This is a genomic window from Oceaniovalibus guishaninsula JLT2003, assembly GCF_000299575.1.
GTDB lineage: Bacteria > Pseudomonadota > Alphaproteobacteria > Rhodobacterales > Rhodobacteraceae > Palleronia > Palleronia guishaninsula.
Genome location: NZ_AMGO01000021.1, coordinates 178,115 through 191,442, shown reverse-complemented (window position 1 = coordinate 191,442; position 13,328 = coordinate 178,115). Strand labels below are relative to the sequence as shown.

Genomic DNA, 13,328 nt, shown 5'->3' with positions numbered 1-13,328 from the left:
CAAGACCAATTCTCATGTCAAAGAACAAGAGCACGTCGAATGTCATGCGACAGATCGACGAAAACCTGCGGCGTGTCTACGAGCAGTCGCAATCCGACGAGGTTCCCGACCGCTTCAAGGAACTCCTCGATCGGTTGAAAGCGCAGGACCAGAAGGCAGGACCGACAGAATGAGCAATGCCAATGCCCCTCGGGATCCGAGGGAGGAACTGGTGGAGCATCTCGGTGCTCTGCGCGCGTTTGCCATGTCGTTGACGCGCAATTCGTCCGCAGCCGACGACCTGGTACAGGACACGATCGAAAAGGCCTGGAAGAACATGGACAAGTTCCAGCCGGGCACCAATCTGCGCGCCTGGCTGTTCACGATCCAGCGCAACGCGTTCTATTCGATCAGGCGCAAGGCCAAGCGAGAGGTCGCGGATGTCGATGGGATCATGGCCGCTCAGCTCTCCGAAAAGCCCGCCCATGACGGCAGGCTGGCGATGAAGGACTTCCAGAAGGCGTTCGAGAAGCTGCCGGTCGAGCAGCGCGAGGCGCTGATGCTGGTCGGCGCGTCGGGCTTCGCGTACGAAGAAGCGGCCTCGATGTGTGGCGTCGCTGTCGGCACGATCAAAAGCCGCGCCAACAGGGGCCGCCGCAAGCTGGCCGAATTGCTGGGTATGGTCGAGGGCGAGGATCCGACCATCACCGACGCGACGACGATTTCCGTCATGGCCGCGACGCCGCAGCAGGGCTAGTCCCATGCTGGGGGGCGGACGCGGTTTCGGCATTCTCGACCGGCTGGATGTAAGGCTGGTCGCCCTTCTGGGCGTGGCCCTGGCGCCGGTCGGGATCATCGCCATGGTCCAGACCTATCGTGTCATCGAGGAAGCCAATTCGCAATTCGACGCGGCCATCGTCAGCAGCACCCGCGCCGCCGCCGCGATGGAGCGTGAGTCGCTGCTTCGGGGCCGGGCCGCCGCCGCTGCGGGCGCCATATTCGCGCCGCCGCTTCTAAACGACCCGCTGGATTGCAACGCGCAGATGGTCCGGCTGGTCGCGTCGGACCCGATGCTGCAATTCGCGGGGGTGGTCGGTCTGGACGGCATCGTCCTTTGCGGGTCGGACGGATACGGCACCGACGTGTCGCAGGGCGCGGCCTATCGTGAATATGTGGCGGAGCGCGGATCGATAACGGCCGCGACGAGGGGCCTGATTTCGGGCGCCAGCGTCGTCATCATGACCGAACCGATTGTGCAGGACGGTCAGGATATCGGCTATTTCGCCGTATCGGTGCCCCAATCGCCCCCTGACATCGTCGGAACCGAGATCGGCGGCGTCAGGCCGCTGGAAATCATCACCTTCGACGAGGACGGTCTGGTCCTGACCGCGCAATCCGCGACGGTCGAGACGGACATCACCCCGCGTCTGCCACGGGGCCGCACGCTGGCCGACCTGACCGCGCCCGAGGCCTATTCCTTCCGCGCGCCGAACGAGGCTGGGCAGGAACGCGTCTATGCCATCGCCCCGCTGATCGAGGAAGAACTGTTCACGATGTCGATCTGGCTGCCGGGCGATATCGGCACGCGAGGATTGCCGGCGCTCAGCGCGATCGTCTTCCCGCTTCTGATGTGGCTGGTCAGCATCGGCGTTGCCTATTTCGCCGTGCATCGTCTGGTGACACGGCACATCCGCGACCTGCGCCGGCGTATCCGTGCCTTTACCGCGACGCGCCACATCACCGTTCCGAATCCGTCGCGCGACACCCCCGCCGAACTGCGCGAGGTGATCCTCGCCTTCCATACGATGACCGATCAGATCATGCGCGACGAGGCCGATCTGGAAAATTCGCTGCACGAAAAGGACGTGCTGCTGCGCGAGGTTCATCACCGGGTCAAGAACAACTTGCAACTGATCGCGTCGATGACCAACATGCAGTTGCGCAAGACCGAGGTTCCCGAGACCCGGTTCGTCCTGCGGCGCTTGCAGGACCGGGTGCTGGGCCTGGCCACGATTCACCGCAACCTTTACGAAGCGTCGGTTCTCACGCGCATCGACTCGGCGCGGCTGATGTCCGATCTGTCACGCCAGATCCTGCGCGCGGGCAGCGCCGACGAAGCCGGCATTCATATCGAGATGGCGTTCGATACGGTCGGTCTCTATCCCGATCAGGCCGTGCCGCTGTCGCTGCTTCTGACCGAGACGCTGACGAACGCGCTGAAATATATCGGGCGGCCCGCGGACGGGAAACCGTGGCTGTCGGTGCGTCTGGACAGGCTTGACGACGGCGAAGTGACCCTGCGCGTCGCCAATTCGACCGGCGAACATCTGAACGATCAGCAGGGGCTGGGTGCCGCCGGCCTCGGCAGCCAGTTGATCGACGCCTTCGTCCTGCAACTCAGCGCGCAGATCGAGCGCAACATCGACGACGGTCGGTTCGAGGTCGTCGTCCGCTTCCGTCCCAGCGACTTCGAGAACGACTGACCGTCTATCCGGCGGCCTTGCGCGACGGCGGGGCCATGGCACGGCGATAGGCGCCGTCCAGCACCGCCGAGGTGAAGGGCTTGTCCACCATGACATGACGGGGCACCGGCTGCGCTTCGCCGTAACGCGATACCAGGACGATCCCCCGGCAGGTCTCGGGCAGCAAGGCTGACAGGCGACCATCGGACGCACCCGGAAAAGTGTCGTCGATCACGGCGAAGACGCCCTCCGGTACCGTCGCCAGGATGCCCTCTGCCTCGGCGAAACTGCGCGCCAGCAAGATGCGCGCGTCCGGCCAGCGGCGCGCGATCCAGTCGCAAAGGTCCGCCGCGACGAACGGGTCGCGTTCCATGACGACAAAGATCGACGGCTGGCGCGTTGCGGTTTCCATGCAGTCCGGTAACAGTGGGTTTCCCGTCCGTGTGCCGCATATTGGACGCTTTCGCATTAACGTATGACATAGGGATGCTGATGGCCGTGCATTGCGCCGAATGCCCGCTGCGCCGTTTGCCGATCTTCGATCCGTTCTCGGCCGAGGATGTGGCCCTAATGGAAGAACTGAAGATCCGCGAAACCGTCGTCGAGCCGGGCGCGACCGTGCTCGACCAAGGCAGCCCGGCCCCCTATCTCTTCACCGTGCTCTCGGGGATGGGCCTGCGTCACGTCCGCATGGCGGACGGTAAGCGGCAGGTCATCAACTTCCTGATGCCCGGCGACTTCATCGGCCTTCAGGGCGCGGTGCTGGAGGATATGGGCCACACGATCGAGGCGACGACGCGCATGGTGCTGTGCACCTTCCGGCGCGACCGCTTCTTCCGCATCTTCGCCCAGAACCCGCAACGCGCCTACGATGTCGTCTGGCTGGCGGCATCCGAGGAGCATTTTCTGGGCGACGCGCTGGCCACCATCGGCCAGTTGCCCGCAATAGAGCGTGTCGCCTGGGCGATCGCGCAGATCCACCAGCGCGCGCTGGCGCTCGGTCTCGCCTTGGGCGACACGATGCCGTTTCCCTATCGGCAGCAGGATCTGGCGGATCTTCTGGGCCTGTCGCTGGTCCACACCAACAAGACGCTGGCCCGCCTGCGGGAAATGGACATCGTCGTCTGGCGCAACGACGCCCTGCATATCCGCGATCCGGGCCAGTTGCACCGTCTTGCGGGCGCCGAGATCGAACCGGCGCGCAACCGGCCGCTGCTATGATTTGGGCTCGACCAGATGATCCGCGACATAGGCCTTGCGCTCGCCCATGGGGCGGTCGGGGCCGATCGTGCTGTCCTCTCGCGTCCGTAATTCCAGCTCCGCATTCAGCGATGCGCCCAGCAGGACCGAGAACGCGCTGAAATAGAGCCACATGAGCAATGCGATGAAGGCCCCCAGCGCACCATAGATCTCGTTATAGCGTCCGAAGTTGGACAGATAGAACGAAAACCCCCACGACACCGCGCCCCAGACCACCACCGCGACCATCGCGCCGGGCGTCAGCCATCCGGGCCGCGCGCCCCGGCGGTTGGGGCCATAGCGATAGACGACGCCCAGCGCCACGACGATCACCGACAGCGCCACGATCCAGCGCACCGACGCGATCAGCCACGAAGTCAGCGGCCCCAGCGGCAACACCGCCAGCACGATCGGCAGGATCACGACGCTGGCCAGCGCGACCAACGCCACCCCCATCAGCAGGAACGTAATCCCGAAAGCGGCGGTCCATTGGCGCAGACCGAGGCGGTTGCGTTCGCGGTAGATGGCATTGAGGCCCCGCGTCATCGCCTCGACCCCCGCGCGCGAAGACCACAGGGCCAGCGCCAGCGACGCCGCCGTCGCCCAGCCCAGAGTGCTGGTATTGGCGGTGATCAGGCTCGTCACCTGATTGTCGAGGATGCGGTAGGCCTGTTCGGGGATGATGCCGCGCAGCAGGTGCAGTTGCATCGACACTTCGGACGGGTCCGCGAAAAAGCCCCAGATCGCGATCAGCCCGGCCACGGTGGGAAAGATCGCCAGCATCGCATAAAACGCGATCCCGGCCGAAATCAGGCCGAGATTGTTGTCGTTCATCTCCATATAGACCGCCTTCACGGCATCCCACCATTTGCGCCGCGACAGGCCGGGTCCGGTGACGTGGTGATGATGGTCCGACGTCATGCCGGTGCGGTCATTTCAGTTCCGAGGCCGATTTCAGCACCCTGCCGCCGTCCTCCTGCTCGATCAGATAGGCCGGATCGTCGTCCGTCGCGTTGCGCGTCACCTCGGTTCCCGAAATGGTGCGCGTCACCTTGTCGGTGAACCGTTCGGTGATCTTGCCCGTTCCGGTGCCGTTGCCCCAGTTCCATTCGACCTTCTCGCCGATCTTGTGCTGTACCATGCGATCCTCTGCTTTGCGGCTGCCCGTGGCAACCCTTGGCCGATGGGTGCGGTTCCGCGCGCGGGATCGTTGAAAAGGCCGGGGCCTGCGCCTTATATTACGGTCATGCCCGCGCCGCGGCCGGTCGGCGCCAGAACCCGGAGGACGATGTCCTGTCTCTCGACCATAGCGCGGCCGATAGCGCCGCCGCCTGGGGGCCTGCATTGAGCGCCCCCGTTGACAAGGCCGCCGACAAGGCCGCCAGCAAGCCCACCAGCGACCAGCTGCTGGCCCATATCCTGACCTCGCTCGATGACGACAAGGCCGAAGACGTGATCCGCATCGACCTTGCGGGCAAGTCCGACATGGCCGATTTCATGGTGATCTGCTCGGGGCGCTCGACCCGGCAGGTGGCGGCCATCAGCGACAAGCTGGCCGACCGGCTGAAGCAGGATCATGGCATTCTGGCCAAGATCGAAGGCAAGGATTCCGCCGACTGGGTGCTGATCGACGCGGGCGATGTCATCGTCCATGTCTTCCGTCCCGAAGTGCGCGAATTCTATCAGCTCGAAAAGATGTGGATGGCGCCCGGCTCCGCACCTGTCGTTCCGCCGCAGGGCGCCGACGCGTCCTGATCCGGGGTGAAGGTCGCCATCTGCGCGGTCGGCCGGTGCCGGTCCGGCCCTGAACGCGACCTTGTCGACGATTACGCCCGAAGGTTCGACCGCGCCGGCCGCCCGCTGTCGCTGGGCCCCCTCGCCCTGACCGAGGTGGAGTCGAAGCGCGCCACCGGAATGGCAGCCGAAGCCGATGCGCTGCGCCAGGCGATCCGGCCCGGCGGCCTGATCTGCGCGCTCGACGAACGCGGCGCGGTTTTCAGCTCGCCCCAATTCGCCGATTGGCTGGCACGCAGGCGCGATGGCGGATGCGCGCATCTGACCTTCGTGATCGGAGGTGCCGACGGCCTGGACCCCGCCTTGCGCGACGATGCGGATGCGCGCCTGTGCTTCGGCCCGATGGTCTGGCCGCATCTTCTGGCGCGCGTGATGCTGGCCGAACAGCTTTACCGCGCGGCGTCGATCCTTGCCGGCAGTCCCTATCACCGCGCCTGACATTCCGTGTCGGGCCGCGCCGTGCTAAGGCCGCGCCGGACAAGCCGAAGGAACCCGCCGATGACCGCACCCCGCCCAGTCGTTCTTTGCATCCTCGACGGATGGGGCCTGCGCGCCGAGGCGCAGGCCAACGCGCCCCTGCTGGCCGCGACCCCCAATTTCGACGGGCTGATGGCGAATGGCCCTTCGGCGCAACTGGTCACGCACGGCCCCGATGTCGGCCTGCCCCGCGGTCAGATGGGCAATAGCGAGGTCGGCCACACGAATATCGGCGCGGGCCGGATCGTGGCGATGGATCTGGGCCAGATCGACCTTGCGCTCGAGGATGGCAGCTTTGCCCTGAACCCGGCCCTCGACGACTTCATCGCCACTTTGCGGCAAAGCGGCGGCACCGCGCATCTGCTGGGCGTGGCATCCGATGGCGGCGTGCACGGCCATATCGACCACCTGATCGCCGCCGCAACGATCATCGCGAAGGAAGGCGTCCCCGTCGCCATCCACGCCATGACCGACGGGCGCGATGTCGGCCCCAAGACGGCGATCGACTTTCTGCCCATCCTCATCGACCGCCTGCCCGACGCGGCCCGCATCGCGACGGTTTCGGGCCGCTACTACGCGATGGACCGCGACAAGCGCTGGGACCGGGTGCGTCTGGCCTATGACGCGATGGTGCGGGGCCAGGGGCGCGGCGCGGCCGACCCGCTGGCGGCGGTGACAGCGGCCTATGCGGCGGACGTAACCGACGAATTCATCCCGCCGACCGTGATCGGCGATTATGCGGGCATGGCCGCCGGCGACGGCGTGTTCTGCCTCAACTTCCGGGCCGACCGCGCGCGCGAGATTCTGGCCGCCATCGGCGATCCTGATTTCGCCGCCTGGGACCGCGGCCCGCGTCCCGACCTGACGGCGCGGCTGGGGATGGTGGATTATTCCAGCGACCACGATGCCTGGTTCGCCGCGATGTTTCCCAAGCAGACGCTGGTGAACACCCTGGGTTCGTGGGTCGCGCAGCACGGATTGCGCCAGTTCCGCGTGGCCGAGACCGAGAAATACCCCCACGTCACCTTCTTCCTGAACGGCGGCCGCGAAGCGCCCGAGACGGGCGAGGACCGCGCCATGCCGCCATCGCCCAAGGTCGCCACCTACGATCTGCAACCCGAAATGTCGTCGGTCGAGGTGACGGACCGCTTCGTCGAGGCGATCGCGCAGGGTTATGACCTGATCGTGTGCAACTACGCCAACCCCGACATGGTCGGTCATACCGGCGATCTGGACGCTGCCATCGCCGCCTGCGAGGCGGTGGACCGGGGCCTCGGCCGGGTGATCCGCGCGCTGGGCGATGCGGGCGGCGCGATGATCGTGACGGCCGATCACGGCAATTGCGAAACAATGGTCGATCCCGAAACCGGCGGTCCGCATACGTCGCACACCCTGAACCCCGTGCCTGTCGTGATGACCGGCGGGCCGAAGGGGGCGACGCTGCATGACGGACGCCTGGCCGATCTGGCACCGACGCTGCTGGATCTGATGGGGCTGAAGCCGCCGCCCGAGATGACGGGCCGCAGCCTAATCGACCGCCCCGAAACGTGATGGCGCCGTGACCGCGCCCGCCTTGCCACGGGGTGCCGCAGGTGTGTCCAATCGCCTATTGTCACCGGCGGCGGCGGGATGTTCTTTTCCGCACCGGGACGTTACCGTCGCCGCCGCAGGGGCCGCCTTGCCGCCGAACGAATAGGATGAAGATGAAACGATACGCTTGGGCCGCAATCGGCGGTATTCTGGCCGGGGCCATCCTGACCACGCAGGTCGCCGGCCCGTTGATCGCGCAGGAAAGCGCGCGCTCCGCCGGTGTCTACGAACAACTCGACCTGTTCGGCGACATCTTCGAGCGCATCCGGTCGCAATATGTCGAGGAAGTGGACGAGACCGACCTGATCGAATCGGCGATCAACGGCATGCTGACGTCGCTCGATCCGCATTCCAGCTATCTTTCGCCCGAAGACGCGGCGCAGATGCGGACCCAGACCAAGGGCGAGTTCGGCGGCCTCGGCATCGAGGTCACGCAGGAGGAAGGCTTCGTCAAGGTCGTCTCGCCGATGGACGGCACCCCGGCCGACACCGCCGGGATCGAGGCGGGCGATTTCATCACCCATGTGGACGGCGAATCGCTGCTGGGCCTGACGCTGGACGATGCGGTCAAGATGATGCGCGGCCCGGTCGGATCCGAAATCGTCGTGACCGTGGTGCGCGAAGGCACCGACGAACCCTTCGACGTGTCGATCATCCGCGACACGATCGAACTGACCGCCGTGCGGTCGCGCACCGAAGGCGACAGCGTCGTGCTGCGCGTCATCACCTTCAGCGACCAGACCTATCCCAAGCTGGTCGAGAACCTGAACGAACAGGTCGAGGCGGCGGGCGGCATCGACAACGTCAACGGCTTCATCATCGACCTGCGCAACAATCCCGGCGGCCTGCTGAACCAGGCGATCGAGGTCAGCGACGCTTTCCTCGACGAGGGCGAGATCGTCTCGACCCGCGGTCGCGACGTGGCCGACAGCGACCGCTTCAACGCGACCGAGGGCGATCTGGCGCAGGGCAAGCCCATCGTCGTGCTGATCAACGGCGGATCGGCCAGCGCGTCCGAAATCGTCGCGGGTGCCTTGCAGGATCATCGCCGCGCCATCGTCATCGGCACCAAGAGCTTCGGCAAGGGATCCGTGCAGACGGTCATGCCGGTGCGCGGCGACGGCGCGATGCGGCTGACCACGGCGCGCTATTACACGCCGTCGGGCCGGTCGATCCAGACGCTGGGCGTGTCGCCCGACATCGTGGTGCAGCAGCCCCGCCGCGACCCCGACGCCGAAATCGAGGAGGAGGACGACAGCCCGGCGCGCCCCCTGCGGTCCGAGGCCGACCTGCGCGGCGCGATCAGCAACGATTCGGTGTCCGAGGACGAGCGCAAGATCATCCTCGACGAACAGGCCGCGGCCGAAGAAGCGGCCAAGCTGCGCGACGAGGATTATCAGCTCGCCTACGCCATCGACATCCTCAAGGGCCTCTCGGCGCTGAGAACCGGGGATTGAGCACCGCCGATCTGCCCTATCGCCCCTGCGCCGGGGTCGTGCTGGTCCGTGACGGCCTGGTCTTCGCGGGCCAGCGGCTCGACCATCCGGGCGGCGCTTGGCAGATGCCGCAGGGCGGGATCGACGCGGGCGAAACTCCGCGCGACGCCGCCCTGCGCGAGCTCGAGGAAGAAACCGGCGTGACCCGATCCCTCGTCCGGGTCGAGGGCGAGACGCCGGACTGGATCACCTACGACCTGCCGCCCGAACTTCTGGGGCGGCTCTGGAAAGGGCGCTTTCGCGGCCAGCGGCAGAAATGGTTCCTGATGCGCTTCGACGGAAGCGACGCCGACGTGAACATTGCCACCGCGCATCCCGAATTTTCAGACTGGACATGGTTGACCCCGCAGGAACTGGTGACGCGCATCGTGCCATTCAAGCGCGATGTCTATGACGCGGTGTTCCGGGCGTTTGGCGACCGGCTTTGACCGCTGCCCCATTGAATTGACCGAAACCCGAAAGGACAGTCTTCCATGATCGAGAAACGCCAGTTCTATATCGGCGGCCGCTGGGTCGATGCCGTCGAGGGCCGCGATCATCCCGTGATCGACCCGTCCACCGAAGAGCCTTGCGCCGTCATCGCGCTGGGCGGTGCCGCCGATGCCGACGCCGCCGTCGCCGCCGCGAAGGATGCGCTGCCCGGCTGGATGCATGCCGCGCCCGAGGACCGGATCGCGCTGCTTGACCGTCTGGCAGACCTCTACAAGGCCCGGTCCGAGGATATGGCCCAGGCGATCAGCACCGAAATGGGCGCGCCCATCGACATGGCGCGCGCCGCGCAATGGGGTGCGGGCTATGGCCATCTCAAGACGTTCATCCGCACGGCCCGCGATTTTGCTTTCGTGCGACCCTTGGGCGATCATGCGCCGAACGACCGGATCATCTATGAAGCGGTGGGCGTCGCCGCGCTGATCACGCCGTGGAACTGGCCGATGAACCAGATCACGCTGAAGGTCGGCGCGGCCGTCGCGGCGGGCTGCACGATGATCCTCAAACCGTCCGAGGAAAGCCCGCTCAGCGCGCTGCTTTTCGCCGAACTGATGGACGAGGCCGGGTTTCCCGCCGGCGTCTTCAACCTGGTGAACGGCGACGGCGCCGGGATCGGCACCGCGCTGTCGGGCCACCCGGCTGTGGACATGGTCAGCTTCACGGGATCGACGCGCGCCGGCACCGCCATTTCCCGCAACGCCGCCGAAACGCTCAAGCGGGTGCATTTGGAACTGGGCGGCAAGGGCGCCAACCTGATCTTCGCCGATGCCGACGACAAGGCGGTCAAGCGCGGCGTGCTGCACATGATGAACAATTCGGGCCAAAGCTGCAACGCGCCAAGCCGCATGATGGTCGAGGCGCCCATTTACGACCGCGCCGTCGATGAGGCGGGCGCGATCGCCCGCGCGATCGAGGTCGGCCCGGCCGGCAAGGAAGGCCGCCATATCGGGCCGGTCGTCAACGAAACCCAATGGAACAAGATCCAGGATCTGATCCAGACCGGCATCGACGAAGGCGCGCGGCTGGTCGCCGGCGGCACCGGACGCCCCGAGGGGACGAATCGCGGCTTCTTTGTCAAGCCCACGGTTTTCGCGGATGTCACCGCCGACATGACCATCGCGCGCGAGGAAATCTTCGGCCCCGTCCTGTCGATCATGAAATTCGGGTCCGAGGACGAAGCCGTGACGATGGCGAACGATACCGTCTATGGCCTGACCAACTATGTCCAAAGCCAGGACGGCGCCCGCCGCAACCGTCTGGCCCGCAGGCTGCGGTCCGGCATGGTCGAGATGAACGGCCAGGCCCGCGGCGCCGGATCGCCGTTCGGCGGGATGAAGCGGTCGGGCAACGGCCGCGAGGGCGGCGTCTGGGGGATCGAGGACTTTCTGGAGGTCAAGGCCGTTTCCGGCTGGTCCACCGAAGACGAGTGAGGGGCCAGCGGGCCAGCGGGCGGCGCCGGATCATTCGAGGATCCGCTTGTGATGGCGCCGCAGCAGCACCAGCCCGAGGGCAATCAGCGGCAGCGCGACCAGCATCGCATAGGTCATGGAGATATAGTCGGGCGAATACATCGAATAGAACCCCGACCGCATACGTCCGATCACGTGGATCAGCGGGTTCCACCACAGGACGGCCTGCGCCTGCGGTCCCAGCGCGGTATAAAGGACCAGCACCCCTGATGCCAGAAACAGCGGCCGGGTGATGATGCCCCAGACCGAATCCCAGATCGGAAAGAACCCCGTCAGGACGCAGTTGACCAGCCCGACCCCGATCCCCAGAAGCCCCGCCACCGCATAGGCTTCCAGCACCGGGCCCATGTCGATGACCACCGGGGCGCCGGTCATGCCAAGGATCCCCGCCAGCAGGATATACGCCACAAGAAGCGAGGTCAGCGTGTTCAGCACGATCCGCGCGATGATCGTGTCGATCCAGTGCACCACCGGATAGGCCAGCAGCGCCCGCGATGCGCGCAAGGACCGCCCGACCGTCCGCGACATGCCCTGAAAGAAGGTGTAGGGCAGAAACCCCGTGGCATAGAACAGCAGGAAACTGTCGCCCAGCGGCGGTGTGCGCAGCAGCAGCGAAAAGCCCAGCGCCAGAATGGCGATCATGCCCAGCGGCTCGACGATGGCCCACAGATAGCCGCCCGGCTTGTTGCCGTATCGCGTCGACATCTCGCGCAGCACCAGCGCGGTGACGGTCCGGGCGATGGCGGCGGGCGGGCGTTTGCCCGTGACCGTCGCGCGCGCGGGCGTCAGGGGCGGCGGAAGGGCGATGGCGTCGTCTGTCGCTGTCCGGGTCACGGGGGGGATTTACCGCAAAAGTGATGGCGGCCGCTGCGCCGTCGTAACGCGAACGCGGCGGGGCGGCTGGTTTCTTCGCCTGCGCTTATGTAGGTTGCTTCGGCAAAGATCAAACCGCCCGCAAGCGAGGCGCCATTGTCAGACGACCCCAAATCCCCGATGCGTCCCGTCCCGTCGGGAAAGGGTGCGCCACCCCTGCGCGCCGTCCCGTCGTCACCCGATGCCGCTGCCGGCGCCGAGGCCGCGCCCGAGAAGCCCAAGGCTGCGCCCAAGCCCAAGCCCCAACCGGCCGAGGCCGAACCGAAGCGCAAGAAGCCTGCCAGACCCGACCCCAACGAAACCGTCACGGTCGTGGAGGTCACGCCGATGGCCCGTTCCGCGCGCATGCAGCGGCGGCATTGGGGCGTGCTGGCCAGCTTTGTCGTCATCGTCCTGCTGCCGCTGGCCGTCGCCGCCTTCTATCTCTGGGCCGTGGCCGAGGATCAGTATGGCTCCACCGTCGGCTTCACCGTCCGGCGCGAGGAAGGCGGCGCCGCCGCCGACCTGCTGGGCGGGCTGACGCAATTGTCGGGCACCGGATCCAGCGACAGCGACATCCTTTACGAATTCATCCAGTCCGCCTCGCTGGTGTCGCGGGTGGACGACGAGCTGAACCTGCGGGCCGCCTATTCCGCGCCATACCCGTCCGATCCCTATTTCGCCCTTCGCCCCGACGCCACGATGGCCGAGCTCACGGCCTATTGGGACAGCCGCATCGTCCAGATCTCCTATGACAAGGCCAGCGGCCTGATCGAATTGCGGGTGCTGGCCTTCGATCCGCAGACCGCGCAGGCGGTGGCGCAGGCGATCCTCGAACAAAGCCAGCGGCTTATCAACGACCTCAACCTGCAGGCCCGCCGCGACACCATCGCCTTCGCCGAGCGCGATCTCGAAACCGCCCTGGAACGGCTCAAGGCCGCGCGCGAGGCGCTGACGCTCTTTCGCACGCGCACCCAGATCGTCGATCCGTCCGCCGACATCCAGGGCCGCATGGGCGTCATCAACAACCTTCAGCAGCAGCTTGCCGCGACGCTGGTGGAATACGACCTGCTGCTGACGACCGCCGCCCCCAGCGATCCGCGCGTGCAGCAGACGCGCCAGCGCATCGACGTGATCCGCGAACGCATCGTGCAGGAACGCGACACGTTTTCGTCCGCGGACGCGTCGGCGGCGGGCGACGATTATCCGTCGCTCATCGCAGAATACGAAGGTCTCAGCGTGGACCGCGAATATGCCGAGGAAAGCTATCGCGCCGCCCTTCAGGCGCTGGACGTGGCCCGGTCGAACGCCGTCCGTCAAAGCCGGTACCTGACCGCCTATGTCGAACCGACCCTGCCGCAGACCGCCGAATACCCGCGCCGCTGGTCGATGCTGGGGCTGGCGGCGTTGTTCCTGACGCTGGCCTGGGCGATCATGGCGCTGGTCTATTACAGTATCCGCGACAGCCGCTGACGGCCTGC

The 13,328-nt window shown here is 66.3% G+C and carries 15 protein-coding genes; 11 read left to right on the top strand and 4 right to left on the bottom strand.

What is annotated here, in order from left to right:
• The first annotated feature begins 14 nt into the window (after positions 1–14).
• Genes OCGS_RS06970 through OCGS_RS06960 form a run of 3 tightly spaced genes read left to right on the top strand, consistent with a single transcriptional unit; the run spans position 15 to position 2,462 of the window.
• A complete protein-coding gene (locus OCGS_RS06970) occupies positions 15–173 on the top strand; it encodes a NepR family anti-sigma factor (protein WP_040610659.1) in 159 nt (52 codons plus the stop codon).
• Positions 170–736 carry an RNA polymerase sigma factor gene (locus OCGS_RS06965; RefSeq protein WP_040610657.1) on the top strand — a complete coding sequence of 189 codons (567 nt, stop codon included), beginning with the start codon at positions 170–172 and terminating at the stop codon, positions 734–736. Before OCGS_RS06970 ends, OCGS_RS06965 begins: the two co-directional genes overlap by 4 nt.
• Before the next feature lie 4 nt (positions 737–740).
• Positions 741–2,462: a sensor histidine kinase gene (locus OCGS_RS06960; RefSeq protein WP_007426529.1), complete on the top strand. Its 1,722-nt coding sequence runs from the start codon at positions 741–743 to the stop codon at positions 2,460–2,462.
• Positions 2,463–2,466: 4 nt separating this feature from the next.
• Here OCGS_RS06960 and OCGS_RS06955 read toward each other — a convergent pair whose 3' ends face one another.
• Positions 2,467–2,853: a hypothetical protein gene (locus OCGS_RS06955; protein ID WP_007426528.1), complete on the bottom strand. Its 387-nt coding sequence runs from the start codon at positions 2,851–2,853 to the stop codon at positions 2,467–2,469.
• Between the two features lie 74 nt (positions 2,854–2,927).
• Between OCGS_RS06955 and OCGS_RS06950 the strand changes: the two genes are divergently transcribed.
• Positions 2,928–3,662 (top strand): Crp/Fnr family transcriptional regulator, encoded by a 735-nt coding sequence (locus OCGS_RS06950; protein WP_007426527.1) that lies wholly within the window; start codon positions 2,928–2,930, stop codon positions 3,660–3,662.
• On the opposite strand, the gene OCGS_RS06945 is transcribed toward OCGS_RS06950, so the two are convergent.
• Both OCGS_RS06945 and OCGS_RS06940 read right to left on the bottom strand, forming a co-directional pair.
• Positions 3,657–4,601, bottom strand: coding sequence for a YihY/virulence factor BrkB family protein (locus OCGS_RS06945; RefSeq protein WP_007426526.1), 945 nt, complete (start codon positions 4,599–4,601; stop codon positions 3,657–3,659). The genes OCGS_RS06950 and OCGS_RS06945 overlap by 6 nt on opposite strands.
• Positions 4,602–4,611: 10 nt before the next feature.
• Positions 4,612–4,821, bottom strand: a complete 210-nt coding sequence (locus OCGS_RS06940; protein ID WP_007426525.1) for a hypervirulence associated TUDOR domain-containing protein — start codon at positions 4,819–4,821, stop codon at positions 4,612–4,614.
• A 203-nt stretch (positions 4,822–5,024) separates the two neighbouring features.
• Here OCGS_RS06940 and rsfS point away from each other — a divergent pair, with 203 nt between their 5' ends.
• From rsfS to OCGS_RS06910, 6 genes are all read left to right on the top strand, one after another.
• Positions 5,025–5,435 (top strand): ribosome silencing factor, encoded by a 411-nt coding sequence (rsfS, locus tag OCGS_RS06935; RefSeq protein WP_007426524.1) that lies wholly within the window; start codon positions 5,025–5,027, stop codon positions 5,433–5,435.
• A gap of 6 nt (positions 5,436–5,441) precedes the next feature.
• Complete coding sequence (gene rlmH / locus OCGS_RS06930; RefSeq protein WP_007426523.1) at positions 5,442–5,912, top strand: 23S rRNA (pseudouridine(1915)-N(3))-methyltransferase RlmH; 471 nt, start codon at positions 5,442–5,444, stop codon at positions 5,910–5,912.
• Between the two features lie 60 nt (positions 5,913–5,972).
• Positions 5,973–7,502, top strand: a complete 1,530-nt coding sequence (gpmI, locus tag OCGS_RS06925; protein WP_007426522.1) for a 2,3-bisphosphoglycerate-independent phosphoglycerate mutase — start codon at positions 5,973–5,975, stop codon at positions 7,500–7,502.
• Positions 7,503–7,654: 152 nt separating this feature from the next.
• Positions 7,655–8,998 carry a S41 family peptidase gene (locus OCGS_RS06920; protein WP_040610713.1) on the top strand — a complete coding sequence of 448 codons (1,344 nt, stop codon included), beginning with the start codon at positions 7,655–7,657 and terminating at the stop codon, positions 8,996–8,998.
• The gene (locus OCGS_RS06915) at positions 8,995–9,465 is read left to right on the top strand and encodes an RNA pyrophosphohydrolase (protein ID WP_007426520.1); all 471 of its coding nucleotides are present in this window, start codon (positions 8,995–8,997) and stop codon (positions 9,463–9,465) included. Before OCGS_RS06920 ends, OCGS_RS06915 begins: the two co-directional genes overlap by 4 nt.
• Before the next feature lie 45 nt (positions 9,466–9,510).
• A complete protein-coding gene (locus OCGS_RS06910) occupies positions 9,511–10,956 on the top strand; it encodes an aldehyde dehydrogenase family protein (protein ID WP_007426519.1) in 1,446 nt (481 codons plus the stop codon).
• Between the two features lie 30 nt (positions 10,957–10,986).
• Here the strand turns inward: OCGS_RS06910 and OCGS_RS06905 are convergent, their stop codons facing one another.
• Entirely contained in the window at positions 10,987–11,829 is an 843-nt protein-coding gene (locus tag OCGS_RS06905) for an ABC transporter permease (RefSeq protein WP_007426518.1), read from the bottom strand.
• Positions 11,830–11,964: 135 nt separating this feature from the next.
• On the opposite strand from OCGS_RS06905, the gene OCGS_RS06900 reads away from it, so the two are divergent.
• Complete coding sequence (locus OCGS_RS06900; protein ID WP_238538233.1) at positions 11,965–13,320, top strand: KpsE/RkpR family capsule polysaccharide export protein; 1,356 nt, start codon at positions 11,965–11,967, stop codon at positions 13,318–13,320.
• Positions 13,321–13,328 lie beyond the last annotated feature (8 nt).